The 24,694-nt window shown below is 70.4% G+C and carries 27 protein-coding genes; 18 read left to right on the top strand and 9 right to left on the bottom strand.

Features of this window, described 5'->3' with window-relative positions; genetic code table 11:
* Nucleotides 1–78 precede the first annotated feature (78 nt).
* The 3 genes from mca to ACTWPV_RS15690 are packed head-to-tail and all read left to right on the top strand — an operon-like array spanning nt 79 to nt 1,447.
* A complete protein-coding gene (mca, locus tag ACTWPV_RS15700; RefSeq protein ID WP_347646277.1) occupies nt 79–963 on the top strand; it encodes a mycothiol conjugate amidase Mca in 885 nt (294 codons plus the stop codon).
* 34 nt (nt 964–997) lie between these two features.
* Complete coding sequence (locus tag ACTWPV_RS15695; RefSeq protein ID WP_347623317.1) at nt 998–1,162, top strand: hypothetical protein; 165 nt, start codon at nt 998–1,000, stop codon at nt 1,160–1,162.
* Nucleotides 1,163–1,447 (top strand): GNAT family N-acetyltransferase, encoded by a 285-nt coding sequence (locus ACTWPV_RS15690; RefSeq protein WP_347646275.1) that lies wholly within the window; start codon nt 1,163–1,165, stop codon nt 1,445–1,447.
* Between the two features lie 3 nt (nt 1,448–1,450).
* On the opposite strand, the gene ACTWPV_RS15685 is transcribed toward ACTWPV_RS15690, so the two are convergent.
* Nucleotides 1,451–2,608, bottom strand: coding sequence for a hypothetical protein (locus ACTWPV_RS15685; RefSeq protein WP_443152305.1), 1,158 nt, complete (start codon nt 2,606–2,608; stop codon nt 1,451–1,453).
* A gap of 179 nt (nt 2,609–2,787) precedes the next feature.
* Between ACTWPV_RS15685 and ACTWPV_RS15680 the strand changes: the two genes are divergently transcribed.
* From ACTWPV_RS15680 to ACTWPV_RS15670, 3 genes are all read left to right on the top strand, one after another.
* Entirely contained in the window at nt 2,788–2,910 is a 123-nt protein-coding gene (locus ACTWPV_RS15680; protein ID WP_443152304.1) for a helix-turn-helix domain-containing protein, read from the top strand.
* A gap of 12 nt (nt 2,911–2,922) precedes the next feature.
* Entirely contained in the window at nt 2,923–3,591 is a 669-nt protein-coding gene (locus tag ACTWPV_RS15675; RefSeq protein ID WP_443152303.1) for an RNA-guided endonuclease InsQ/TnpB family protein, read from the top strand.
* Nucleotides 3,592–3,742: 151 nt separating this feature from the next.
* A complete protein-coding gene (locus ACTWPV_RS15670) occupies nt 3,743–5,731 on the top strand; it encodes a thioredoxin domain-containing protein (protein WP_347646274.1) in 1,989 nt (662 codons plus the stop codon).
* 49 nt (nt 5,732–5,780) lie between these two features.
* Here the strand turns inward: ACTWPV_RS15670 and ACTWPV_RS15665 are convergent, their stop codons facing one another.
* Nucleotides 5,781–7,847 (bottom strand): transglycosylase domain-containing protein, encoded by a 2,067-nt coding sequence (locus ACTWPV_RS15665; RefSeq protein WP_443152302.1) that lies wholly within the window; start codon nt 7,845–7,847, stop codon nt 5,781–5,783.
* A 216-nt stretch (nt 7,848–8,063) separates the two neighbouring features.
* Complete coding sequence (locus ACTWPV_RS15660) at nt 8,064–8,543, bottom strand: Lrp/AsnC family transcriptional regulator (protein ID WP_347646270.1); 480 nt, start codon at nt 8,541–8,543, stop codon at nt 8,064–8,066.
* A 103-nt stretch (nt 8,544–8,646) separates the two neighbouring features.
* On the opposite strand from ACTWPV_RS15660, the gene hppD reads away from it, so the two are divergent.
* The 5 genes from hppD to ACTWPV_RS15635 all read left to right on the top strand — a co-directional run bounded on the left by hppD (nt 8,647) and on the right by ACTWPV_RS15635 (nt 13,013).
* A complete protein-coding gene (gene hppD, locus ACTWPV_RS15655) occupies nt 8,647–9,756 on the top strand; it encodes a 4-hydroxyphenylpyruvate dioxygenase (protein ID WP_443152301.1) in 1,110 nt (369 codons plus the stop codon).
* A gap of 34 nt (nt 9,757–9,790) precedes the next feature.
* Nucleotides 9,791–10,234 (top strand): RDD family protein, encoded by a 444-nt coding sequence (locus ACTWPV_RS15650; protein ID WP_347646268.1) that lies wholly within the window; start codon nt 9,791–9,793, stop codon nt 10,232–10,234.
* Nucleotides 10,235–10,280: 46 nt separating this feature from the next.
* Nucleotides 10,281–11,672 (top strand): M1 family metallopeptidase, encoded by a 1,392-nt coding sequence (locus ACTWPV_RS15645; RefSeq protein WP_443152300.1) that lies wholly within the window; start codon nt 10,281–10,283, stop codon nt 11,670–11,672.
* Between the two features lie 79 nt (nt 11,673–11,751).
* Entirely contained in the window at nt 11,752–12,297 is a 546-nt protein-coding gene (locus tag ACTWPV_RS15640) for an RNA polymerase sigma factor (RefSeq protein WP_347646266.1), read from the top strand.
* A gap of 68 nt (nt 12,298–12,365) precedes the next feature.
* The gene (locus ACTWPV_RS15635; protein WP_443152299.1) at nt 12,366–13,013 is read left to right on the top strand and encodes a twin-arginine translocation signal domain-containing protein; all 648 of its coding nucleotides are present in this window, start codon (nt 12,366–12,368) and stop codon (nt 13,011–13,013) included.
* A 95-nt stretch (nt 13,014–13,108) separates the two neighbouring features.
* On the opposite strand, the gene ACTWPV_RS15630 is transcribed toward ACTWPV_RS15635, so the two are convergent.
* Nucleotides 13,109–14,116, bottom strand: a complete 1,008-nt coding sequence (locus ACTWPV_RS15630) for an ROK family protein (protein ID WP_443152298.1) — start codon at nt 14,114–14,116, stop codon at nt 13,109–13,111.
* A gap of 19 nt (nt 14,117–14,135) precedes the next feature.
* A complete protein-coding gene (locus ACTWPV_RS15625) occupies nt 14,136–15,311 on the bottom strand; it encodes an FIST signal transduction protein (RefSeq protein WP_443152451.1) in 1,176 nt (391 codons plus the stop codon).
* Between the two features lie 172 nt (nt 15,312–15,483).
* On the opposite strand from ACTWPV_RS15625, the gene ACTWPV_RS15620 reads away from it, so the two are divergent.
* The 4 genes from ACTWPV_RS15620 to ACTWPV_RS15605 all read left to right on the top strand — a co-directional run bounded on the left by ACTWPV_RS15620 (nt 15,484) and on the right by ACTWPV_RS15605 (nt 20,212).
* Nucleotides 15,484–16,875, top strand: coding sequence for a sigma 54-interacting transcriptional regulator (locus tag ACTWPV_RS15620; RefSeq protein WP_443152297.1), 1,392 nt, complete (start codon nt 15,484–15,486; stop codon nt 16,873–16,875).
* Between the two features lie 62 nt (nt 16,876–16,937).
* The gene (locus ACTWPV_RS15615; RefSeq protein ID WP_443152296.1) at nt 16,938–17,684 is read left to right on the top strand and encodes a hypothetical protein; all 747 of its coding nucleotides are present in this window, start codon (nt 16,938–16,940) and stop codon (nt 17,682–17,684) included.
* Nucleotides 17,685–17,714: 30 nt separating this feature from the next.
* A complete protein-coding gene (locus ACTWPV_RS15610; protein ID WP_443152295.1) occupies nt 17,715–19,709 on the top strand; it encodes a vWA domain-containing protein in 1,995 nt (664 codons plus the stop codon).
* A 32-nt stretch (nt 19,710–19,741) separates the two neighbouring features.
* The gene (locus ACTWPV_RS15605) at nt 19,742–20,212 is read left to right on the top strand and encodes a GNAT family N-acetyltransferase (RefSeq protein WP_347646260.1); all 471 of its coding nucleotides are present in this window, start codon (nt 19,742–19,744) and stop codon (nt 20,210–20,212) included.
* A 68-nt stretch (nt 20,213–20,280) separates the two neighbouring features.
* Here the strand turns inward: ACTWPV_RS15605 and ACTWPV_RS15600 are convergent, their stop codons facing one another.
* On the bottom strand, nt 20,281–20,703 hold the full coding sequence (locus tag ACTWPV_RS15600) for a DUF6292 family protein (RefSeq protein WP_347646259.1): 423 nt from the start codon (nt 20,701–20,703) through the stop codon (nt 20,281–20,283).
* A 139-nt stretch (nt 20,704–20,842) separates the two neighbouring features.
* Between ACTWPV_RS15600 and ACTWPV_RS15595 the strand changes: the two genes are divergently transcribed.
* Nucleotides 20,843–20,965 carry a hypothetical protein gene (locus ACTWPV_RS15595; RefSeq protein ID WP_347646258.1) on the top strand — a complete coding sequence of 41 codons (123 nt, stop codon included), beginning with the start codon at nt 20,843–20,845 and terminating at the stop codon, nt 20,963–20,965.
* A 10-nt stretch (nt 20,966–20,975) separates the two neighbouring features.
* The gene (locus ACTWPV_RS15590) at nt 20,976–21,407 is read left to right on the top strand and encodes a hypothetical protein (protein ID WP_347646257.1); all 432 of its coding nucleotides are present in this window, start codon (nt 20,976–20,978) and stop codon (nt 21,405–21,407) included.
* A gap of 166 nt (nt 21,408–21,573) precedes the next feature.
* Here ACTWPV_RS15590 and ACTWPV_RS15585 read toward each other — a convergent pair whose 3' ends face one another.
* A complete protein-coding gene (locus ACTWPV_RS15585) occupies nt 21,574–22,173 on the bottom strand; it encodes a TetR/AcrR family transcriptional regulator (RefSeq protein WP_443152294.1) in 600 nt (199 codons plus the stop codon).
* A 110-nt stretch (nt 22,174–22,283) separates the two neighbouring features.
* Here ACTWPV_RS15585 and ACTWPV_RS15580 point away from each other — a divergent pair, with 110 nt between their 5' ends.
* Nucleotides 22,284–23,072, top strand: a complete 789-nt coding sequence (locus ACTWPV_RS15580) for an oxidoreductase (RefSeq protein ID WP_443152293.1) — start codon at nt 22,284–22,286, stop codon at nt 23,070–23,072.
* A gap of 81 nt (nt 23,073–23,153) precedes the next feature.
* Here ACTWPV_RS15580 and ACTWPV_RS15575 read toward each other — a convergent pair whose 3' ends face one another.
* Complete coding sequence (locus ACTWPV_RS15575) at nt 23,154–24,293, bottom strand: cystathionine gamma-synthase (RefSeq protein WP_347646254.1); 1,140 nt, start codon at nt 24,291–24,293, stop codon at nt 23,154–23,156.
* A 128-nt stretch (nt 24,294–24,421) separates the two neighbouring features.
* The gene (locus ACTWPV_RS15570) at nt 24,422–24,616 is read right to left on the bottom strand and encodes a hypothetical protein (RefSeq protein WP_443152292.1); all 195 of its coding nucleotides are present in this window, start codon (nt 24,614–24,616) and stop codon (nt 24,422–24,424) included.
* Nucleotides 24,617–24,694: the final 78 nt, after the last annotated feature.

Raw genomic sequence — 24,694 nt, 5'->3', positions numbered from 1 at the left:
GGGGGAGTGCCCTCGCGACCGCCCAGCAGAAACTAACGTCTCTGGGTGACTGACCGGTCCGTTGAGGAGAGCCCGCCCGTGAGTGCACCGTTGAGGTTGATGGCCGTCCACGCCCACCCTGACGACGAGTCGAGCAAGGGCGCCGCCACGATGGCGCGCTATGTGCGTGAAGGTGTCGACGTGCTGGTGTGCACGCTCACCGGAGGCGAACGCGGATCAGTGCTCAACCCCAAGATGGACCGCCCTGAGATCGTTGCCAACATCGGGGAGGTCCGCAGAGCCGAGATGGAGCGGGCGCGCGAGATCCTCGGCGTCGAGCAGCGTTTCATGGGCTTCGTCGACTCCGGCCTGCCGGAGAACGAGGAGGAGGAGCTGCCCGAGGGCTGCTTCGGCGTGCAGAAGCTGGAGGACGCCGCCGCCCCGCTGGTGGCGGCCGTACGCGACTTCAGGCCGCACGTGATCATCACGTACGACGACGACGGCGGCTACCCCCACCCCGACCACATCATGACCAACAAGGTCTCCGTCGAGGCGTTCGAGGCGGCCGGGGATCCCGACCGCTATCCCGGCGCCGGCGACCCGTGGCAGCCGCTGAAGCTCTACTACCACATGGGGTTCACCAAGGAGCGCTTCGAGGCGCTGCACGAGGCGATGACCGAGCGCGGCCTCGGCTCCCCCTACGCCGACTGGATCTCCCGCTGGGAGGACCGCCCCGCCAAGTGGCCGGTCACCACGCGGGTGCCGTGCGGCGACTACTTCCAGATCCGCGACGAGGCCCTGCTGGCGCACGCCACCCAGGTCGACCCCGACGGCTTCTGGTTCGTCTGCCCGCGCGAGCTTCAGCAGGAGATCTGGCCGACCGAGGACTACCACCTGGCGCGCTCGCTGGTCGACACCGGGCTGCCCGAGGACGACCTGTTCGCCGGCATCCACGCCGACGACGTCTCGCCTGCCTGCCACTGACCGGAGCATGGGGTGCCGGTGGCAGACTGGAGGTGTGACCCTACTAGCAGCTGGTGATGTGAGTCCGGGTGTGCTCGGCTTCGCCGTGGTGGCCCTCATCGGGCTGGCGCTCTATTTTCTGATCAAGTCGATGAACAAGCAGATGACGAAGATCCAGGTGCCGCACGAAGGCGACACGACCGAGAAGAAGGCCGAGTAGATGCCGGTGGACGTGGTCGACAACCCGACGGAGAGCCGCTTCGAGATCCACGTGGACGGCAAGGTCGCCGGGTTCGCCGACTACCGCCTGCTGCCCACAAAGATCGTTTTCACGCACACCGAGGTGCTGCCGGAGTTCCAGGGGCAGGGGCTGGCGGGCAAGCTGACCGGCCACGCGCTGCGGATGAGCGCCGACACCGGCCTTCGCATCGTGCCGCTCTGCCCCTACGTCGCCCAATACATCGAGCGCCACCCCGAGTTCCAGGACATCACCGACGCCCGCTGAGCCTCACTCGGCGGGCGACCAGGCCCGTTCGAGCGCCTTGGGCAACCCCCACCAGCCCAGCGGGGTGAGCACGTCGTCCTCGTCGACGATGCCGAGATAGCCCCACAGGCTCACCACCGGCGCGAACAACCCCTCGGTGGCGCCGAGGTCGTCGCCGTCCTGCTCGTCGACGTCGATGTCCTCCGACTCCGCGATGAGCCGGGCGATCCGCTCGGGCGAGGCCAGCACCCCCGGCCCGAGCCTGGCCAGCGCCGCCACCCCGGCCAGCCAGTCGGCGCACTGGATGGCGTGGAGATGGGCCAGCGTCGCGTCCTCCATGCCGATCTCCCCGTCGAGGTCGACGAACTCCTCCAGCAGGTCGCCGTTCTCCAGCAGGTCGGAGACGGGGGCCACGACGCCCGCCGCCACGGTCAGCCACAGGTCCTGGTCGTCGTCGGGCATCGGCTGCTCCTCGAAGCCGGCGCAGGCCCGCAACACGTTGGCGGGGTAGCCGGGCAGGGCGAGCAGCGCGCGCAGGCGTACGGCGGCCTGCTCCAGCTCGTCGGCGGGCAGGTCGGGCTGCCTGGGCAGGCCCGCGATGATGCGCCGCAGCTCGGACAGCGCGAAGGCCTCCTCCTCGTCCCAGGCGGAGAACACCTCCTCGTCCTGCTCGTCGCTGACCGCGAAGCCGGGCACCCGGCCGTCGGGCAGCGGCGTGCTCAGCCAGTGTTCCTGCAGCTCCTCATAGGCCCTGCGGGCCTCGGGGACGCCCTCCGCCAGCGCGTCGGGATCGATCTCCCCCGACACGACCCGCTCCTCCAGGAAGGCCACCAGGCGGGCGAACATCTCGGCCGCGACGGGCCCGCGCTCGTTCTCCTCGGGCCAGACGAAGTAGCTGGGCGTCATGAGGATCGGCTCGGTGCCGGTGGACTCGATCCAGCGCTGGACGTCGCCCACGGTGGCCACGCCTGACTCGATCGACCGGAGCGTGGCCTTGGCGGACTCCCAGAACGGGCGGGAGAGCGGGTTGCCCGCCGACATCATCGCGCGCCGCAGGTCGGGCAGCGCCACCAGCGCCACCCCCGAGGGCACGGCGAGCAGCGCCCGTGCCACGTCCCTGCGCGTGAGCGCGGTCACCGGGCGGCCCGCCTGCCGGCAGACGAAATCCATGTCCACGTCCATCAGAGTCTCCCGAGGGGACCGTCGCCTTGAGGCGACGGGTGAATCGGGAGCGGGAGGGCCGTCAAGGCCCGAGTGTGCCCTGACCTGTCAGGTCTGCGCATCACGGATGTTCTTCCTGATTTAGTCGGCGCCAGCCGATATCGTGGCGATGTCGTTACCGAACGTGATGGGAGGTGGGTGTGCGCAGGTCGTTCCGATTCCTGCTGCGCCCCACCGCCCGGCAGGCGGCGGCGCTGGCGGCGTGTCCGGAAGACCACCGCCAGCTCTACAACGCCGCCTTGGAGCACCGGCGCACCGCCTAGGCCAGGGCGGGGGTGAGCGTCCGTTACGGCGATCAGTCGGCCGAGCTGAAACACATCCGGGGTGATGACCCGGACGGGCAGGGGTGTTGGTCGTTCTCCTCGCAGCAGGCCACCCTGCGACGGCTCGACAAGGCCTTCCGCGCGTTCTTCGACCGCGTCAGGGCCGGACGCGCGCCGGGGTTCCGGAAGAGGCGGGGTTCCAAGCGGCGGCGTGAGGCGGTGGCCCGCGTGGCCGCGTTGCACGCCAGGGTGCGCAGGCAACGTCTGGACGGCGCGCACAAGGCCGCGCTCGCCCTGGTCCGCACCTATGACGTGATCGTGCACGAGGGCCTGCGGATCGCGAACATGACCCGCTCGGCGTCCGGCACGATCGAAGCCCCCGGCCGGAATGTCGCGCAGAAGTCCGGGTTGAACCGGAGCATCTTGGACGCTGGCTGGGGGGTGTTCCTGACGATCCTCGCGCACAAGGCTGAAAGCGCCGGTCGAGAGCTGATCGCGGCGAACCCCGCCGGCACCTCCCGCACCTGCGCCCGCTGCGGGCACAGCGCGAAGGAGAACCGCGTCACCCAGGCCGACTTCGCCTGTACGGCGTGCGGGCATGCCGCGCACGCCGACGTCAACGCGGCGGTCAACATCTTGAGGGCAGGGCTTGCCCTCCGCCAGGCTGCGCAAGCGGCTTAGCGAGAAGCCACTCCCTTCAAGGAGCGGAGGAGTCACGTCCACCATCCGTAACCTACGCCGTCATCACCGCGCCAGTCAGCCCGGGCGGCCGAGGGGCCTGGTCACGATCTTCGTTCATGGCGGCGTCTAGGGTGGGGAGCTGGAGGTCGTGATGAACCGCTTGAAAGACGCGACGAGCCCCTACCTGCTCCAGCACGCGGACAACCCCGTCGACTGGCATCCGTGGGGCGAGGAGGCGTTCGCGCAGGCCAGGCGCCGCGACGTGCCGCTGCTCATCAGCGTGGGCTATTCGGCGTGCCACTGGTGTCACGTCATGGCCCACGAGAGCTTCGAGGACGCCGAGACCGCACGGCTCATGAACGAGCACTTCGTCAACATCAAGGTCGACCGCGAGGAGCGGCCCGACGTCGACGCCGTCTACATGGGCGCCACGCAGGCCATGACGCACCAGGGCGGCTGGCCGATGACGGTGTTCGCGACACCGGACGGGCACCCGTTCTACTGCGGCACCTATTTCCCGCGCCCGCACTTCCAGCGCCTGCTCACCGAGGTGCACCGCGTGTGGACGGGCGACAAGGAGAGCCTGCTGCGGCAGGGCGCGAAGGTGGTGGAGGCGCTCAACACGCACACCACGCTGCCCAGCGGCCCGCTGCCGGACGCCGACACGCTCGACCGCGCGATCGCCAACCTGCGCGAGACCTTCGACGCCGCGCGCGGCGGGTTCGGCGGGGCGCCCAAGTTCCCGCCGTCCATGGTGCTGGAGTTCCTGCTGCGCTCGGGGGAGCGCGAGATGAGCGGGCAGACCCTGGAGGCCATGGCCCGCGGCGGCATGTACGACCAGCTCGGCGGCGGGTTCGCCCGCTACAGCGTGGACGCGGAGTGGGTCGTGCCGCACTTCGAGAAGATGCTCTACGACAACGCCCTGCTGCTGCGCGTCTACACCCACTGGTGGAAGGCGGGCGGCGGCGAGCTGGCCAGGCGGGTCGCGCTGGAGACGGCCGGCTGGCTGCTGCGCGAGATGCGCACGCCCGAGGGCGGTTTCGCCTCGGCGCTCGACGCCGACAGCGAGGGCGTGGAGGGCAAGTTCTACGTCTGGACGCCCGAGGAGCTGCGCGCCGTGCTCGGCGACGACGACGGCCGGTGGGCCGCCGGGCTGTTCGACGTGACCGGCACGTTCGAGCACGGCACGTCCGTGCTGCAGCTGCCGGACGACCCCGGCGACCCCGCCCGCTACGCCGGCGTCCGCGAGCGGCTGCTGGCCGCCAGGGAGCGGCGCGTGCGCCCGGGGCGCGACGACAAGGTCGTGGCCTCCTGGAACGGCCTGGCCATCGCCGCGCTGGCGGAGACCGGCCTGGTGTTCGAGCGGCCCGAGCTCGTCGCCGCCGCCACCGATGCGGCCGGCCTGCTCGCCGGCACCCACGTGGTGGACGGCAGGCTGCTGCGCACCTCGCGCGACGGCCGCGCCGGCACGAACGACGGGGTGCTCGACGACTACGCCAACCTGGCGGAAGGGCTGATCACGCTGTACGGCGTCACCGGCGAGGCCAGGTGGCTCCGGCTGGCCGGCACGCTGCTCGACACCGTGCTCGACGGCTTCGCCGACGGCGCGGGAGGCTTCTACGACACGGCCGACGACGCCGAGCGGCTGTTCCAGCGCCCCCAGGACCCGACCGACAACGCCACCCCCTCAGGCCAGTACGCCGCCGCGGGCGCGCTGCTCTCCTACGGGGCGCTGACCGGCTCCACCCGGCACCGGGAGGCCGCCCACGCCGCGCTGGGCACCGTGTCCGTGCTGGCGGACCAGCACGCCCGGTTCGCCGGCTGGGGGCTGGCGGTGGCGCGCGCGGCGCTCGACGGGCCCGTCGAGGTGGCCGTCGTCGGACCGCCCGACGACCCGCGCACGGCCGCATTGCACCGCGCGGCGCTGCTCGCCGACGTGCCGGGCGCGGTGGTCGCGCTCGGACCCGGTGACGGTGACCGCGGCTCCGGCGATCCGCTCGTGCCCCGGCAGGCGTACCCCGCGCTGCTGGAGGGACGGCAGCCGGTCGGCGGGGCGCCCGCGGCCTACGTGTGCCGGGGCTTCACCTGCCGGATGCCCGTCACCACGGTCGAGGACCTCCAGGCCGAGCTGTCCGGCTGACCCCGTGAAACCGGCCGGACATCTGGCGGGCGGCGAGCCTGCCGGACGGCTAGCCGGCGGGTGAGCGGCCGGCGCGGTCGTCGGAGCGGGCGCCCCTGTTGGCGGGCGCGTCGGCGGGGGCATCGTCCTGCCGTCCCAGCGGCTGCTCGGGCAGCAGCGCGGGCGGGTCGTCGGACGGCTCGTCCGGCCGGCTCTCCTGCCGGTCGGCGTCGGGCTCCCCCGTGGCGGACGGGTCGTCGGTGAGCGGCGGCGCGGTGATCTCCGGCTCGGACGTGTCCCCGTCGTCGGGGTTCACCGGAGGCGTGTCCTCCTGCTCGGGGACGTCACCGTCGTCGGTGGGCGCCGAGTAGTCGTAGCCGTAGCCGAGGTCGGACGGCTCGGGGAACTCCTCGACCGGCTTGCCCTCCATCGCCTCGGTCATGAACGCCCGCCAGATCTGCGCCGGCAGCTGGCCGCCGAACTGCGTGCCGTAGCCGGGGATGGTGACGGTGGCGTTGTCGTCGCGGAACATGGTGACCGCCGCCGCGAGCTGCGGGGTGAAGCCGTTGAACCAGACCGACTTGGACTTGTCCGTGGTGCCCGTCTTGCCGGCCACCGGACGGTCGTACAGCCTGGCCGCGGCGCCGGTGCCGTACTTCACGACGTGCTGCATCGCGTACGTGGTGTCGGCGGCGGCCTGCTCGCCGACCACCCGGGTCGAGGCCGGCTTCACGACCTCCTCGCGGCCCTCGGCGTCGGTGACGGACCTGACCACGTGGGCCTCCATGTGCACGCCCTCGTTGGCGAACGTGGAGAACCCTGAGGCGTTCTGGACGGCGCTGACCGAGGCCACGCCGAGCGGGAACGACGCGGCGGTCTTGTGCCGGTCGAGCTGGGAGGCGGGGATGCCGGCCGCCTCGGCGACCTCGGCGACCTTGTCCAGGCCCACCTTCTGGCCGAGGTCGACGAACGCGGTGTTGACGGAGTTCTGGGTGGCGCTGATCAGGTTGATCTGGCCGTACGAGCGCCCGCTGTCGTTGGGGATCGGTTTGGACGCCGAGGCGACCTGCAGCGGCGAGTTGCCGTCGACCCGGGTGGACAGGTCGAACCCGTTGTCCAGGGCGGCCGCCAGGGTGTACGGCTTGAACGTCGAGCCGGCCATGACCTTGGCCGAGAACGCGCTGTCGTAGTAGGCCGACTGGGAGGGCCGGCCGCCGTAGAAGGCGACGACCTCGCCCGTCGCGGGGTCGACGGCCGCCAGCCCGGTGCGGACCTTCTCCGGCGTGGCGTCGGGCAGCGCGTTCGTGACCGCCCGCTTGGCCGCCTGCATGAGCTTCTTGTCGAACGTGGAGACGATCTTAAGCCCGCCGGAGTTGATGTCCTCGTCGCTGTGGCCGCGCCGGTTGAGCTCGGCGGTGACCTGCTCCAGCATGTACTGGGCCTGGCCCTTGAGCTCGAACGGCTTCTTCGGCGTGGTGAGGTCGGGGAACCGCTGGGCGGCGACCTGCTGGGGGGTGAGCGCGCCGGTCTGTCCCATCGCGTCGATCACCGACTTCCAGCGGGCCCTGGCGGCGGCGAGGTCGGGGCCCTTGGGCGCGGCGAAGCGGCTGGGCTGCTGGATGACGGAGGCGAGATAGGCGCCCTCGGCCACGCTCAGCTCGCCGACGTCCTTGCCGAAGTAGGCCTGGGCGGCCGACTGGACGCCGTTGGCGCCCCGGCCGAAGTAGATCGTGTTGAGATATTGCTCCAGCACCCAGTCCTTCGGCTTGGACTGGTCGACCTTCATCGCGATGAGGATCTCTTTGAACTTGCGGGTGACGGAACGTTCCTGGCTGAGCCCGCTGTAGTAGTTGCGCACGAGCTGCTGGGTGATCGTCGAGCCGCCCTGGAGCTGCTGCCCGGTGATGGTCGACCAGACGGCCCTGGCGGTGCCCTTGACCGAGACGCCGGCGTCTTCGTAGAACGAGCGGTTCTCGGCGGCGATGACCGCGGCGCGTACGTGCCGGGGTACCTGGGCCAGCTCGACCTTCTTGCGGTCGACGCCCTGCCGGGCGAGCACGGTCTTGCCGTCGCGGTAATAGATCACCGAGCCCTGTGCGGTGGCCTGTTTCTGGGTGCTGTCGGGAATCGGCGTCATCGCCCACGCGATGGCAAAAAGTCCGACAAGTACGAGGATTGCGGCGCCGAAAGAAATGGCCAGAAGTCGGAGAATCCGCCGTTTTCGCATCCTGTTTCCACCACCGCTCCGCACTCTCGACCCCCTTAGTCACGTGCCGCCCGACCCCCTGCAAGCAGGGCGAATGCCAAGGTTAAACGGTCGATGACGGTGCCTCGTCCCCCAGTGATAGTACGGCTAGAGCGCCCCGTGCCGCGGAACATCGGCGACCAATGGCAACACTCGGTAGGGAACCGGGGTGTCAAGGGCGATGATCGAATTAGTCCTGAGCACGCCGTGGACATCGACGATCTGATCGATGACGCGCTGCAGATCCGCGTTGGTCCGCGCCACCACGCGGCACAGCAGGTCGCTGTCGCCGGTGATCGTGTGCACCTCCAGAACTTCGGGGATGCGGGCGAGCCGGTCGGCCACGGGGTCGTGCCCCGCGACCTGCCTGATCTCCATGCTGACGAACGCCGTCACGTCATATCCGAGCGCGGCCGGGGAAACGTCGGGCCCGAACCCGGTGACCACGCCCCGGGCGACCAGCCGGTCCAGCCGGGCCTGGACCGTGCCACGCGCCACGCCGAGCCGTCGCGAGCATTCGAGCACGCCCAGCCGGGGCTCGGCCGTCAGGAGGGCGATCAGTCGGGCGTCCAGGTCATCGATCGTCATGCTGTACAGATTTACCGGACTTCTCCCATAGATGCTAGTCAGATTGTCCACCGTACAAGGTAACTCTTGCGCAACTCGTCTAGGAATATCGAGAGTTGGAGCTATGAATGATGTCTTTCCGGTTAACGGCATGGACGCCGTGGTGTTCGCCGTCGGCAACGCCAAGCAGGCGGCCCACTACTACTCGACCGCGTTCGGCATGAAGCTGGTGGCCTACCGGGGGCCGGAGAACGGCAGCCCCGACGTGGCCGCGTACGTGCTGACCTCGGGGAGTGCCACGTTCGAGTTCCGGGCCTCGATCAGGCCGGGCACCGACATGGCGCGGCACGTCGCCGAGCACGGCGACGGGGTGATCGACCTGGCCATCCAGGTGCCCGACGTGGAGGCGGCCTACGCCCACGCGGTCGCGCACGGGGCCGAGGGGCTGGCGGAGCCGTACACGTTGGAGGACGAGCACGGCAAGGTGCTGCTCGCGGCCGTCGCCACCTACGGCGAGACGCGGCACACGCTGGTCGACAGGGCCAACTACGGCGGCCCCTACCTGCCCGGCTACGCCCCGGCCGAGCCTCTGGTGGCGCCGCCCGCGGCCAAGGGCGGGCGGCTGTTCCAGGCGGTGGACCACTGCGTCGGCAACGTCGAGCTGGGCAAGATGGACGAGTGGGTGGAGTTCTACCGCAAGGTCATGGGCTTCACGAACATGGCGGAGTTCATCGGCGACGACATCGCCACCGAATACTCGGCGCTCATGTCCAAGGTCGTGGCCGACGGCACGCGGAAGGTCAAGTTCCCGCTGAACGAGCCGGCCGTCAGCCGCAAGAAGTCGCAGATCGACGAATATCTGGAGTTCTACCGCGGCCCGGGCGTGCAGCACATCGCGCTGGCCACCAACGACATCCTCACGACGGTCGACCACATGCGGGCCGGCGGCGTGCAGTTCCTCGACACGCCCGCCTCCTACTACGACGACCCCGAGCTGCGGGCGCGCATCGGCGAGGTGCGGGCGCCGATCGAGGAGCTGAAGAAGCGCGGGATCCTCGTCGACCGCGACGAGGACGGCTATCTGCTGCAGATCTTCACCAAGCCCGTGCAGGACCGGCCCACGGTCTTCTTCGAGCTCATCGAGCGGCACGGCTCGCTCGGATTCGGCAAGGGCAACTTCAAGGCGCTCTTCGAGGCCATCGAGCGCGAGCAGGAACGCAGGGGCAACCTTTAGTTTGTCCCGACCCGGTGGTGGCCATCAGCACTTCATGGGATCGCCACCACCGGGGCTGGCGGGACGGTGGCGGCGGCTGTTCGCCGGACTTCTCGACTGGCTCATCGTCAACGTCGCCACCGCCCCCTTCACCTGGACGAGCTGGGAATACGCCTGGGACGGCGCCAGGGGCGGCTGGGAGCGCTATCCGGTGGAGCACACCTTCGCGGCCGGACTCGTGGCTTTCCTCTACTTCTGGCTCCTGCATGCCTTCTGGAATGGTCAGACGCTGGGCAAGAAGCTCTTCGGAATCCGCGTCGTGCAGGAGAACGGGGCCAAGATAGGCGTGGGACAGGCCGCGATCAGGCAGGCCGTGATGAGCGCACTCGCCTGGGCCTGCTGCGTCGGCCTCCTGCTCGACCTTGCCTGGATCCTCTTCGACCCCCGGAAGCAGGCCATCCACGACAAGGTCGCGAGGACGGTCGTCGTCCTCGCCTGACTCACCGTAGGATTCTCGTCACGATGCGAAGGGGGCTCGTCCGCCCATGCGACAACACAGGCGCGCGATCGCGCTGCTGGCGACGTTCGCCAGCCTCCTGGCCTGCTCGCCCGCGGACGCGCCGGCCGCGGCCGGGCACCGGCCAGGCGCGTCCGGCATCGGCGACACCGACTTCCCCGACGACGGCAACGGCGGCTACGACGTCAGCCACTACGACCTCGCGATCGACTACACCCCGGCGACCAGGCGGCTGGACGGCGTGGCCACCATCAAGGCCGGCGCCACCCAGGGCCTGTCGAGCTTCAACCTCGACCTGCTCGGGCTCGACGTGCGCCAGGTCACGGTCAACGGCTCCCCCGCCACGTTCACCCACCAGGGCGGCGAGCTGACCGTGCGGCCGGCCAAGCCGATCGACGACCGCGCCACGTTCACCGCGCGGGTCCGCTACTCCGGCCGCCCCCAGCCGGCCACGAGCACCACCAACCTCGGCACGTTCGGGTTCATCCCGACCGCCGACGGCGCGTTCGTGGCCTCCGAGCCCAACGGCTCCAAGACCTGGTTCCCCAGCAACGACCACCCATCCGACAAGGCCACGTTCGCGTTCACGATCACCGTGCCCGCCGGGGTCACCGCGCTGGCCAACGGCGAGCTGACCGGCGAGCCCACGACGTCCGGCGGCAGGACCACCTACCGGTGGAGCGAGCGCCATCCAATGGCGACCTACCTGGCGACGGCCACGATGGGCACCTTCAAGCTGCGTAAGGGCAGCACGCCCGCGGGCGTGCCCAACCTCGCCGCCGCCGACCCCCGGTTCGCCTCCTCGCTCGACAAGCTCTACAAGGCCTCCGGCGAGATCACCGACTACTGGTCCACGGTCTTCGGCCCCTACCCGTTCGGCTCGACCGGCGGCGTGGTCGACGACTACACCGCCGGCTACGCGCTGGAGAACCAGACCAAGCCGCTCTACGGCGGCTTCGAACCCGACGAGGGCATCATCGCCCACGAGCTGGCGCACCAGTGGTTCGGCAACAGCCTGACCATCCGCCGCTGGAAGGACCTCTGGCTCAACGAGGGGTTCGCCACCTACGCCGAGTGGCTGTGGTCCGAGCACAAGGGCAAGAAGACCGCCGACGAGATCTTCGAGGGCCATCACAACCGCCCCGCCGGCGACCCGATGTGGAAATACCCGCCCGGGCGGGCCAAGCCCGACGACCTGTTCAACCAGTCCGTCTACACCCGCGGCGGCATGACGCTGCACGCCCTGCGGCGGGCCGTCGGCGACGGCACGTTCTTCAGACTGCTCAAGGCGTGGGCCGCCGACAACCGCTACGGTCACGTCACCACGGAGCAGTTCATCGAGCTGGCCGAGCGGATGTCGGGCAAGGACCTCAAGCCCCTCTTCGCCGCCTGGCTCTACCAACCCCGCCGCCCCGCCTGACCGCGGGCCGCGGGGAAACGCTTCTCGTCGCTCCGTCCAAGTACGGATGTAAGGGCGAACGACGAAGGGAGCGAGGCCAGTGCGCCTCAACGAAGACCCTGCGGCCTTTGAGGCCTTCTATCGCCGCCACGTCGATGCCGTCATGAAGTTCGTGGTCCGGCGAGTGAGCGATCCTCATCTCGCCGCCGACCTGACGGCGGACATCTTCCTGGCGGCCCTCGACTCGGCGCACGCCTACGTGCCCGGCAGGGGCAGCGAGATCGCATGGCTGTACGGCGTCGCGCGCAACGTCGTGTCGGCACGACATCGCCAGGCGGCCAGGGAGGCGCGGGCGGCCGGCCGCGTCGCGGGCCGCCGGCTGATGGACGACGACGATCTCGTCCGGATGGAGGAGCGGATCGACGCCGAGCGCCGGATGCGCAGCGCTCTGGAGGCCATGCGGGGTCTGCCGGAGGGCGAACGCGCGGTGCTGGAACTCGTCGTGATCGATCAGCTCACCGTCACCGAGGCCGCGAAGGCTCTGGGCATCAAGCAGGTGACCGCACGAGTCAGACTGCATCGGGCCAGACGTGCTCTGGAAAACGTCGCTTCGCCATCGACCGTGTACCTGGAAGGACACGCATGAGCACCTTCGAAGAGCGCCTTCTCAGTGCACTCAAGGAAGAGATCACGGCAAGGACGGCGGAGGATGAGATGACGACTGTGACACCGGTTCGGCGTAGCTCCCGGCGGCGCTTCATCGGGCTGTCCGCCGCGGTGGCGGGGGCTGCGGCGGCCACCACGGCTGTGTTGATGCTGACCGGGATGACCGGCGGCCCGGCCTACGCGGTGACCAGGGCCGCCGACGGCGGAGTGCGGGTGCAGATCAACGAGCTGACCGATCCGGAGGGGCTGCAGTCCGAACTGGCCGGCGCCGGGGTGAAGGCCGTGGTCGACTACCTGCCGTTCGGGCAGACCTGCCAAGGGTCCCGTGGCCGGGCGGGGTCCGTGAAGGGGCAGCTCGCGGTGAGCATCGGCAGGGCGGGCGACGGCATCTCGTTCTCGATAGAGAAGGGGCAGGTGCCCGCGGGCGAGACACTCGTCCTGGCCGTCACCAAGGCCAGGGACGGCGACGACAAGCCGCCGGTCGCGACCCATCTGCAGGTGGTCAGGGGCTCCGTCGCCCCCTGCCAGGCGACCTCGATGTCCATCCCGTCCCCCGGCGCGGACGACACGAGCGAGCAGGGCACGAACGACACGGGCACGAACGACGCGGGCACGGACGAGGACGGCGGGCCGAGCCTCTCGACCAAGACGGAGGGCCGGGACGCGGGGCCCCACCTCGACCCCAAGACCCGATAACGCACCTGACGCGGCCGGCGGTCCCTCACGCTGGACCATTCGCCGGCCCGTTCCCCGGCCCGGCGGCCCTCCCGAGCAGAAGGGCCGCCGGGCCTTCACGTGCTCCAGTAGCTGTCCGTCGCGAGGATCAACGCGGCGGCTCCCACCAGCCCGGCCTCCTGGCCGAGAGCGGCGGGCACGACCTTGACCCGGCGGGCGAACTCCACCCTGGCGTGCTCGCGCAGCGCCTCCTCCAAAGGGCCGAACAGCGGCTCGCCTGCCTGGGACAACCCGCCGCCGACGGTGACGAGGTCCAGGTCGCACAGGTGGGTCGCGGAGGCGATGGCGAGGCCGATCGCGCGCCCGGCCCGGCTCATGGCCCGCAGCGCGACCGGGTCCCCGGCCAGCGCGTCGGCCGCCAGCGCCCTCCCGGTGACGGCCCGATCCTCCCGGTAAGCCACCCCCGCGTCCCGCATCGCGGCAGGTGGCGCATCTGCGCCGGTTGTTCCTCGCGCAGGTTCGTCCGCCGGAACGGCTCCGGGGGTCCAGCCATGGGCCAGGGCCCAGTCGGTGAGGGCGGGGCCGCGGGCGACGGCCTCCAGGCAACCGTGGCCGCCGCAACCGCAGCGCGGCCCTCCTGCCGGCTCGACCACCACGTGCCCGATGTGCCCGGCGTTGCCCGTCCTGCCGTTCACCAGCCTGCCGTTCAGGATGAGCCCGCCCCCCACCCCGGTCGAGACGACCATGCCCAGCATGTCGGCGACACCCTGCCCGGCCCCCTTCCAGTGTTCCGCCACGGCCAGGCAGATCGCGTCGTTGTGGAGGCGTACCGGTAAACCGGGGAAACGCGCGGCCAGCCGGGCGCGCAGGGGGAAGCCGCGCCAGGCGGGGATGTTCAGCGGCGAGACCTCGCCCTCGGGCCAGCGCATCGGCCCGCCACACCCCACCCCCACTCCTTCGACCCGCTGCGACAGCGGCTCGATGAGATCCACGAGGGTCTTCCACAGGGTGCCGGCGTCCGTGTCCTGCGGGGTGGCGGAGCGCCGGGCCTCGACCACCGTGCCGTCGTGGGCGACCAGGCCCGCGGCCATCTTGGTGCCGCCCACGTCGATCGCGAGGATCACCGACGGCCCGCCGTACGGTTCATGGCCCGCCCGCTGAGTTGGAGAACACCAGGACGGAGGCGGTGAAGCCGTGCACGTGGTTGTGGCCCGCGACGGGACCGACCTCGCCGGCCGCGAAGAAACCCGCCACGCCGATGGGTCCCAGCGTGTCGCGCAGGGCGACCGGGTCGTGGTCGGCGGTGCCGAACATGGCCGAGCCCCGGCCGTTGCAGGAGAACAGCAGCGCCCCGTCCACCTTGCCGATCTCCTCGCGGTGGGCGTCGAGCAGGTCATAGAGGTCCTCGTCGGCGGTGGCCGCGTCGCGCACCTGGAAGCGCACGGTCCTGCCGATCTCCACGATGTCGCCGATGGCCACGGCCTCGCGTTCGGGATCGATGCCGATGACTCCTCTGATGAGGAAGTCGCCGCGTTCGTGGCGTTCGGCGTATTCGTCCATCGCCACGCCGATCTGCAACCCGGAGGCGACCAGCTCGCGGTCGTCCTCGTCCAGCTCGCTGACGATGTCCTCGAGCCGGGCCAGCGCGGGCTGCCCGGCCAGTTCGAGCAGCAGGTTCTCTTCCGCCGCGGTGACCACCATGCTGGGGCCGATAGGGCGGCAGCCCTGGCTCACCACGGTGCTGATCTTCACCTCCCCGCTGATCAGCACGCCGATCGCGCCCTCGGAGTAGATCTCTCCGTCAGCGAACAACCGTACGGATCCCCGGCCCTGCAGCCCGTTGGCGAGCCCGCCGATCAGCGGCAGGTCGCCCAGCACGTCGGCCGAGCGCTCGACGAAGGCGTCGGTCGGGAACGTGTACGGATCGGCCAGCAAAATCGCCACATGGTCGTCGCCGTTGCGCTCCGGCAGCCCGACCACCACGAACCTGTCCTCGGCGGCCAGCGTCTCCAGCGCGAACGTGGTCAGTCTCGCCCCGTCCAGGGTCGCGGCCCAGGCGCTCACGGAGGGCGTCAGCTCCACTCCCTGACCGTCGCCGATCACTCCCGTGGCGCTGCATCCGATCACGTGTGCTTCGGGCGCGAGCTTCATCGCGGCCTCGCCGGCGCGGGCGACGTCGTCAGGTTCGTCGCCGCAGATGAAGAAGCAGACCAGGTCGGCTTGGCCGCTGAGCCTCGACAGTGCCCGGCCGACGGCACTCTCCGCGGCCTCCACCAGGTCGGAACCCACGGCGAGGCCGTCGGCGAAGCGGCTCGTCATCAAGGCCACGCGTCTCGCCTCCCCTCGACATGTCCAAGTTCCCTAGGCCCGATTCTCCCCACTAAAGGGACAAGCACGCGCACGAACCGCCACGCAATAGTCAAGATCCGAAATCTCCGCCAGATGCGAAAGACTCTGCCGCATTCCTCGCGGGGGACGTAGTCTCGATCCCGTGCATCAGCCACGTATTCTCCGCACGTTGCGAGAGAGCGGCCACGTTCATCGCACCGTCAAAGCCGAGGTCCGGGAAAACCTGCTGGCCAAGCTGCGGGCGGGTGAGCCCCGCTTCCCCGGCATCGTGGGCTTCGACGACTCCGTGCTCCCCCACCTCGAACGGGCCCTGCTGGCCGGCCACGACCTGGTCCTGCTGGGCGAGCGCGGCCAGGGCAAGACCCGGCTCATCCGCACCGTCACCGGGCTGCTCGACGAGTGGACGCCGGTCGTCGAGGGTTGCGAGATCAACGACCACCCGTACGCACCGGCCTGCACGCGCTGCCAGGCGCTGGCGCGCGAGCTGGGCGACGAGCTGCCGGTCGCGTGGAAACACCGGGACGAGCGCTACGGCGAGAAGCTCGCCACACCCGACACCTCCGTGGGCGACCTGATCGGCGACGTCGACCCGATCAAGATCGCCGAGGGGCGCACGCTCGGCGATCCCGAGACGGTCCACTACGGCCTGGTCCCGCGCACCAACCGCGGCGTGTTCTCCGTCAACGAGCTGCCCGACCTGGCCGAGCGCATCCAGGTGTCGCTGCTCAACGTGCTGGAGGAGCGCGACGTCCAGGTGCGCGGCTACAACCTGCGACTGCCGATCGACATCCTGCTCATCGCCAGCGCCAACCCCGAGGACTACACCAACAGGGGCCGGATCATCACGCCGCTGAAAGACCGGTTCGGCGCCGAGATCCGCACCCACTACCCGCTGGCGGTCGAGGACGAGCTGACGCTGATCCGCCAGGAGTCCATGCCCGACATCGGGGCCGACATCCCCGAGCACCTGGTCGAGGTGATCGCCCGGTTCACCAGGCTGGTCCGCGAGTCGACCGCGGTCGACGCCCGTTCCGGCGTGTCCGCGCGGTTCTCGATCGCGGCCGCCGAGACCGCGGCGGCCTCGGCGGTGCGCAGGGCGGCCCTCGCGGGCGAGGAGCAGGCCGTCGCGCGCGTGGTCGACCTGGCCTGCGTGGTGCACAGCCTGCGGGGCAAGGTGGAGTTCGAGGTCAGCGAGGAGGGCCGGGAGACCGAGATCCTGGCCCACCTGCTGCGCAGGGCGACCGCGGAGACGTTCAGGAACCGGCTGGGCGGCATGGACCTGTCGCCGGTGACCGACAAGTTCGCCGAGGGCAACCAGGTCGAGTCGGGCGAGCTCGTCCCCGCCGGGGAGTTGCTGCACCGGATCGGGCCGGTCACCGGGCTGGCGAAGGTCATGTCGAGGCTGGGCATGGGCGCGGGCGAGGAGTCGCCGGGTCATGCGGCGGCGGCCCTGGAGTTCGCGCTCGAAGGCCTCTACCTCATGCGCCGCCTGTCCAAGGAAGACGTTGACGGAGTGACCGTCTACCGGACGTGAACATCTGGGCGGTCTCCCGCGTCTTACGTGATACCAGCTCACGACGTCGGGGGAGACCGTCCATGCGCCCGCTTGCCTGCGCCACCGCAGCCACTCTCGTTCTGTGCGGCGTCGCCGCGCCAGCCGAGGCCGCCACCACCAAGACCGTTTACGGGTACGCCTGGTCCGACGGGCAGGACCGCCTGCGCATCGTGCCCCGATCCGCCTCGTTCGTGAAGCAGAAGGGTTTCCTGGGCTACCGCCTCAAGGCGACCCCGGGCGCCAAGGAGCTCAGGCTCGACTACTCCAGGGCCGCCTACGGGCGGATCACGGTCGCCTGCGACCTGAAGGAGACCGAGGGCCGGGTGGCCGTCGACCGCAAGGGGCTCGGGCGCACCAGGTGCTCGCCCCGCGACCTGTCCACCGGCCTCGGGCGCGGCCCCGTACCGGTGCGCGTCGAGCACCGTGGGGGCAAGGTCACCAGGGTCAACGAGTTCGTGGTCGCCGACCGGCCCGACCAGCGCTCCGCGCGCGGCATGATCCAGCGGATCGACGACACCGCCGTCGTGTTCGCGTCCGGCGGTAAGAAGATCAAGCTGGGCTACACGTACGCCACGAGCTTCTACCGCACCACCGCCCGGTGCGGGAGCGGCTGGCTCGCGGGCCGGCCGGTCAACGCGGACGCGAACGGCCTGGGCAAGAAGCCCTGCACCCCGGCCGACCTGACGAAGGCGCTCAAGTCGCTCCACCATCCCGTGCTGGTGAAGATCGAGTACACCCCCGGAGCCGACTCCCTCGACCAGGTATGGGAGGTTTTCGGGGACGCGTGACCGCGCTTGTGGGGTTAGCGTGGTCCTGTGATGGCCTTTCGCTATGGCGAGTACCACGATGGCCCCGATCCCCTGGCCCCGCCCTACGACGTGCGGGCGGCGCTCGACGAGATGGGCGATGCGATCCTGTCGGGCTCGACGCCCGTCCACGCGCTGCGCGACCTGCTGAAGCGCGGTCTGCCCGGCGCGCAGGACCGCCGGGGCCTCGACGACATGCTCAAGCAGGTCCGCAGGCGCCGCCGTGACCTGCGCGAGCGGGGGCGGCTCGACGGCACGCTGGAGAAGGCACGGGCGCTGCTGGACAAGGCCATCGGCCAGGAGCGGGCCGAGCTGTTCCCCGACCCCTCCGACGAGGCGCGGCTGCGGGAGGCGGGGCTCGACGCGCTGCCCGAGGACACCGCCGCCGCCATCCAGGAGCTGAGCACGTACGAGTGGCGTTCGGCCGCCGCGCGCCAGACGTTCGAGGAACTGCGTGACCTGCTGCGGCGGGAGGTCCTCGACAGCCAGTTCAGGGGCCTGCGCGACGCGCTCGCGAACCCGGACCCCGAGGCGATGGAACGCGTCCGCCAGATGATGTCGGACCTGAACGACATGCTGGACAAGGACGCCCGCGGCGAGCACACCCAGGCCGACTTCGACGCCTTCATGGCCAGGCATGGCGACCTGTTCCCCGAGAAGCCGCGCGACCTGGAAGAGCTCGTCGACATCCTGGCCCGCCGCGCCGCCGCCACGCAGCGCATGCTGGCCTCGATGACGCCCCGCCAGCGCGAAGAGCTCGCCGGCCTCATCAACCAGACCCTCGACCAGGCCGGGCTCTCCGAGCAGATGCGCCGCCTCGGCGAAGCCCTCCACGCGCGCCGCCCCGACCTCGCCTGGAACGCCCCCGAACGCCTCACCGGCGAGGAGCTCCTCGGCATGGGCGACGCCGTCACCGCCCTGGAAGAACTCGCCGACCTCACCCAGCTGGAAACCGCCCTGCGCCAGGACTACCCGGGCGCGCGGCTCGACGACATCGACGAGGCCGCCGTACGCCGTGCGCTGGGCCGCTCCGCGGTCGACGACCTGGAGGCGCTCAAGCGCATCGAACGCGAGCTGGAGGAGCAGGGCTACCTCCTGCGCCGGCGCGGCAAGCTGGAGCTCACCCCGAAGGCGGTGCGCCGGCTCGGCGAGACGGCCCTGCGCCGCGTCTTCTCCTCGCTCGACGCGGGCCGCCGCGGCGACCACGACCAGCACGACGCGGGCTCGGCCGGCGAGCTCACCGGCTCGTCACGGCCGTGGCGCTTCGGCGACGAGCAGCCCATCGACGTGGTCCGCACCCTGGTCAACGGCGTCCGCAGCGGCGGCGTCGCGATCCGTACCGGCCAGGAGACCGCGCGGGCCGGACGGGACGGTGGGCGGGCGGCCGTGCGGTTGTCGGTGGACGACTTCGAGGTGGCCGAGACCGAGCGGCGCAGCGCCGCGGCCGTGTGCCTGCTCGTCGACCTGTCCTACTCGATGGCCCTGCGCGGCACCTGGGCCGCCGCCAAGCAGACGGCGCTGGCCCTCCAGGCGCTGGTGGCCTCCAAGTTCCCGCAGGACGCCGTACAGATCATCGGCTTCTCCAACTACGCCAGGGTGCTGCAGCCCGACGAGCTGGCGGGCCTCGACTGGGACATGGTCCAGGGCACCAACCTGCACCACGCGCTCCTGATCGCCGGCCGCCACCTCGACCGTCACCCCGACTTCGAGCCCGTGGTGCTGGTGGTCACCGACGGCGAGCCCACCGCGCACCTGATGCGCAACGGCAGGTCCGCCTTCGAGTGGCCGCCGTCGAGCGAGACCCTGGAGCTCACGCTCTCCGAGGTCGACAAGATGACCCGGCGGCGGGCCACCCTCAACGTCTTCATGCTGGCGGCTGACGACCGGCTGAAGGAGTTCGTGGACGAGGTGGCCCGCAGGAACGGCGGCCGCGTCTTCTCCCCCAGCGCCGAGCGGCTGGGCGAATACGTGGTCAGCGACTTCCTCCGGCTGCGCCGGGCCCGCTGAACTGTCGGTGCTCTCTGCCACACTCGCAGACCATGAACGAAGACGTGTGCCTGCGCGACGTGGAGACGGCCGACCTCGAGGTGTTCCTGGCCCACGAGCACGATGCCGAGGCCGCGCGGCGGTCCAGGTTCGCGCCCAGGGAGCGGGAGGCGTTCATGCGCCACTGGACCACGCGGGTCCTCGGTGACCCGAAGGTCTTCGTCCAGGCGGTCACCGTCGACGGCGACCTGGCGGGCAACCTCGTGGCCTGGTGGGAGGATGACAGGCGCTTCATCGGCTACTGGTTCGGCCGGGCGTTCTGGGGCCGGGGCATCGGCAGCCGGGCCATGGAGCTCTTCCTGCGCCAGGAGCGCATCCGCCCGCTCCACGCCGACCCCTTCCACGCCAACACCGGCTCGGTCCGGCTGCTGGAGAAGCACGGTTTTCAGCGCGCGGGCACGGTCAGACACGGCGACGACGAGCACATCCTGCTCGTCCTCCACACCCCGCCGGCGCCGCTCTGACGGCCACTCTGCGCCTCCCCGGCCGACGAGTTCGCCCCGTCGTCCGGGGCGAACGGTGGCCGACGAGGTCAGGCGTCGACGAGACGGCAGTAGAAGTCGAGGGCGACGTCGAACCCGTCGCGGCAGTTGCGGTGGGAGCGGTAGCACGGACGCCAGGCCGAGCTGGCCCCCACGCCTGCCCTGGCGTCGCTGAGCGCCGACGGCACCCGCTCAGGCCTGGGCAGCAGCCCGTGGCCCAGATAGCGCACCCCGGCCAGCTCGCTGCGCAGGCCCGGCCCGCCGGAGACGAAGGTGCCCAGGCGCCAGCCGCTCTCTTCGTCCCAGACCAGCGCGCTTCCGTCGGCCAGCTTCAGTGTGACGTCACGCGGGTCACACGGGCCCTCCCACCAACCGGCCACCTCTGATCCCAGCACGTCGATGACCCGCTGCACGTAGCTGATCGGCTGCTGCAACCACTCGTCGCTGTACGGCTCGACATGCCTGATGGCCACGGACGGCACCCCCTTGTGCCCTTACGGTAAGAAAAAGCGAACGGTGACCAACCATACCCGCGCTGAACTTATTCCGTTGCAGGCTCGTCTAGTCATTACGGACGATATTTACGGTCCAGACGGGGAAGGAGGAGCTTCCATGATTGCGGGACTCCTCATCGTGCTCATGGTCGTCGCCATCGTGATGACCGAGTTGATCATGCGCTGCGCGGAGGACGGCGAAGAGAGTGTCGAATCCCCGGCGGAGATCGCCGGGGACTAGTCTCTCCCGCATGTCGTCCCTGTTTCTCTGGCTGCACATCGGTTTCGCGATCTTCACGATCGGCCCGATCACCGCCGCGACGATGGCCGCTCCGCGCGTCATCCGCAACAAGAACGTGCCCGTGTTGCAGAACATCCAGCGCATGACGAGGGTTTACAGCCTCGGCAGCCTGGGCGTCTTCGTGTTCGGGCTGATCCTCGGCATCGTTCTCGGTGGCGGGGTGCTCGGCCGGTGGTACATGACGGCGTCGATGACGTTGTTCATCGTGGGCGCCGTGCTGCTCGTCATCATCGACCGCGACCTGCGCACCGCCGTCCGCGCGCTCTCCAGTGAGGGCACGGAAGACGACGCGAAGGTGCAGAACGGCCGGATCGCCGCCATCAGCGGGCTGCTGTCGGTGATCTGGCTGGTCATCCTCTTCCTGATGGTGGTGCCCGGCTAGCACTCCAGCGACCTTTGCGATCTTGAGGCGTTGGGGTCACCTGGCGACGGCCACCGCGTGATCATTCGGGGTTCGTGAGAACGACAGAAGATCGTGCGGTGGCCGCGGGCCACAGCGCGGCCGGATGGCCCGGATCGCCGGCCTTGCCGGTCTCCGCTACGCCGCGTCACTGGCCGGGCTGTGACCCTGTCCTGATCAGGCCCTGGCCGGTGCCGACGCCGCACAGCAGGGTGTCGACCACGCGGGTGGCGGCGACGTCGGGCTCGCACTCGCGGATCCGCGCCGCCACCCCGATCAGCGCGTAGAAGATCCATTTGGCCCAGGCGAGATCGGCGTCGGCACGCACCACCCCGCTTTCCTGGGCCCTTCGGAGGAGATGGTCGCACCTCTGCTCCACTTCGGCATGCGCGCAGTCCGGCTCGCCGCCCTCCGGTCCGGTCAGGTCGAGCGCGAACGGCCACTGCCGCTTGACCCGCAGCACGTTGACCGTGACCTGGTAGAGCGCGACCAGCGGCGGGGTGGTCTCGGGATGGGCGGCGTCCACGGCCGCGGCGAACTCGCGGGCCGCCACCGCGGCCAGCGCCTCCAGCAGCGCATCACGGGAGGCGAAGCGCCGGTGCACGGTCGTGCGCGCCACGCCCGCGGCCTCGGCGATCTGCTCCATGCTCGCCGCCGGATCCTCGGCGAACACCCGCTCCGCGGCCTCCAGGATCGTCCGCACCGTGCGTTCGGCGTCGGAGCGCAACGCCCTGGTCCTCTCACTCACGCCCCGAAGGATACGACATCGCCCTGGTTATCCATAAACTTGCAACATTCTGATGCAAGTCATAGGCTTCTCTGCATCATAAGTGATGCGATTCGTAAAAGGGAGCTGTCATGGACATGCAACTCACCGGCAAGACAGCCGTCGTGACCGGGGCGAGCAAGGGCCTCGGCCTGGCGATCGTGCGAGCGCTGACGGGCGAGGGCATGCGGGTCGTCGCGGCGGCACGGACGATCAGCTCGGAGCTTAAGGAGACCGGCGCGGCCGCCGTGACGGCCGACCTGTCCACCGCTCACGGGCCCGGCGAAGTGATCGCGCAGGCGCTGGCCGAGCTGGGCGAGATCGACCTGCTGGTCAACAACGTCGGCGGCGGCGAGGCGACCCCCGACATCGCCGGCGGGCTCGTGGCCATGAGCGACGACCTCTGGCAGCACTCGTACGACCTGAACCTCTTCAGTGCCGTACGCGCCACCCGCGCCGCTCTGCCCAGCCTGCTGCGGAGGCGCGGCAGCGTGATCAACATCTCCTCCGTGTCCGCCAGGATGCCGAGCGCCGGACCGATGCCGTACTCGACGGCCAAGGCGGCGCTCACCGCGTTCGGCAAGGCACTGGCCGAGGAGGTCGGCCCTCAGGGCGTGCGGATCAACACGATCTCCCCCGGCGCCGTCCGCACCCCCATGTGGGAGGCGCCGGGCCGGTACGGCGAGCTGCTCGCCGGCTTGAACGGCATGGAGCTGGAGCAGTTCCTGGCCGCACTGCCGGCCGCCACCGGCGTGACGACCGGCAGGTTCATCGAACCCGAAGAGATCGCCACGCTCGTCACCTGGCTGGCCTCACCCCACGCCGCCAGCGTCACCGGCACCGACTACATCGTCGACGGTGGCGTCGTCAAGACGGCCTGAACCGCCCAGCCGGCTCAGCGTCGCGCGCCCAGGGACGGTAGCGCAGGAGCCGGCCGGGCACCTGGGTTCAGGTGAGCGGGGCTAGCCGAGCGCCTGGGTGAGGTCGGCCAGCAGGTCGTCGACGGTCTCGATGCCGACCGAGAGCCGCACCAGGTCGGCGGGCACCTCGAGCGGCGACCCGGCGGCCGAGGCGTGGGTCATCCGGCCGGGGTGCTCGATGAGCGACTCCACGCCGCCGAGCGACTCCCCCAGCGTGAACAGCTTGGCCCTGTCGCACACCGCCACGGCCTCCGCCTCGCCTCCGGCGACGCGGAACGACACCATGCCCCCGAACCTCTTCATCTGTTTCACCGCCACCTCGTGCCCGGCGTGCTCGGGCAGGCCCGGGTAGAGCACGCTGGTGACGCGCGGGTGGGCGAGCAGCAGGTGGACGATGCGTTCGGCGTTGTCGCAGTGGCGGTCCATGCGCACGCCGAGGGTCTTGAGCCCGCGCAGCGTCAGCCAGGCGTCGAACGGCCCGGCCACGGCGCCGATCGCGTTCTGGTGGTAGGCGAGCTCCTCGCCGAGCCCTCTGTCGGCCGCGATCAGCGCGCCGCCGACCACGTCGGAGTGGCCGCCGACGTATTTCGTGGTCGAGTGCACGACGACGTCGGCGCCGAGCGACAACGGCTGCTGCAGGTAGGGCGAGGCGAAGGTGTTGTCGACCACCAGCAGCGAGCCGTTGTCATGGGCCAGCTGCGCCAGCGCGGCGATGTCGGCGATGCCGAGCAGCGGGTTGGTGGGCGTCTCGACCCAGACGATCTTCGTCTTCTGTGTCATGGCGGCGGCCACCGCGTCGAGGTCGTGCAACGGGACCGGGTCGTAGTGGAGGTCCCAGCGCTCGTTGACCTTGGCGAACAGCCGGTAGGTGCCGCCGTAGGCGTCGTTGGGGATGATCACATGGTCCTGCGGCTTGCAGACCGCGCGCAGCAGGGTGTCCTCGGCGGCCAGACCCGAGGCGAACGCGAGCCCGCGCGCCCCGCCTTCCACCGCCGCCAGCGCCTCTTCGAGCGCGGTCCTCGTGGGGTTGGCGGAGCGGCTGTACTCATATCCCGAACGCAGGCCGCCCACGCCGTCCTGCTTGTAGGTGGACGTGGCGTAGATCGGCGGCACGACCGCGCCGGTCAGCGGGTCGGGCTCCTGACCTGCGTGGATGGCCAGGGTCTCAAAACCGTTGCTCATACAGGCCACGTTAACGGAAGTCGGCCCGCGATCCGTTCCCCTCCGGATCACGGGGCCGCCGACGGGACGCCGCCCCTCAGGGGCTCCCGTCGAGGCTCGCGCACCATGCCCGCGCGAGCCACGGATGGTCAGGCGGCCCTTGGTTCCTGACGGTCCCCGCCTGACCGGGGCGGGAGCCGTACCACGTCCGCCTTGATGTAGCGGCCGCTGCCGCCCTCCGCGTGCTCCCCGTTGATGCGGGAGAGCAGCACGGGGTCGGCCAGGGCGAGCAGCACCCCGACGACCAGCCCGATACCCAGCAGCGCGAACCCGATGGCCACCATTTCCTGTCCCCTTCCGACCTCTCCAGCATCGGCGAACGGCCCGGTTTCCGCCTCAGCTCAAGGGCTGGTCTCGTACGC

The organism is Nonomuraea sp. KM88 (assembly GCF_052245635.1).
Lineage (GTDB): Bacteria > Actinomycetota > Actinomycetes > Streptosporangiales > Streptosporangiaceae > Nonomuraea.
Note: the sequence above shows the minus strand (reverse complement) of the source record. Positions and strands in the feature narration are given on the sequence as shown.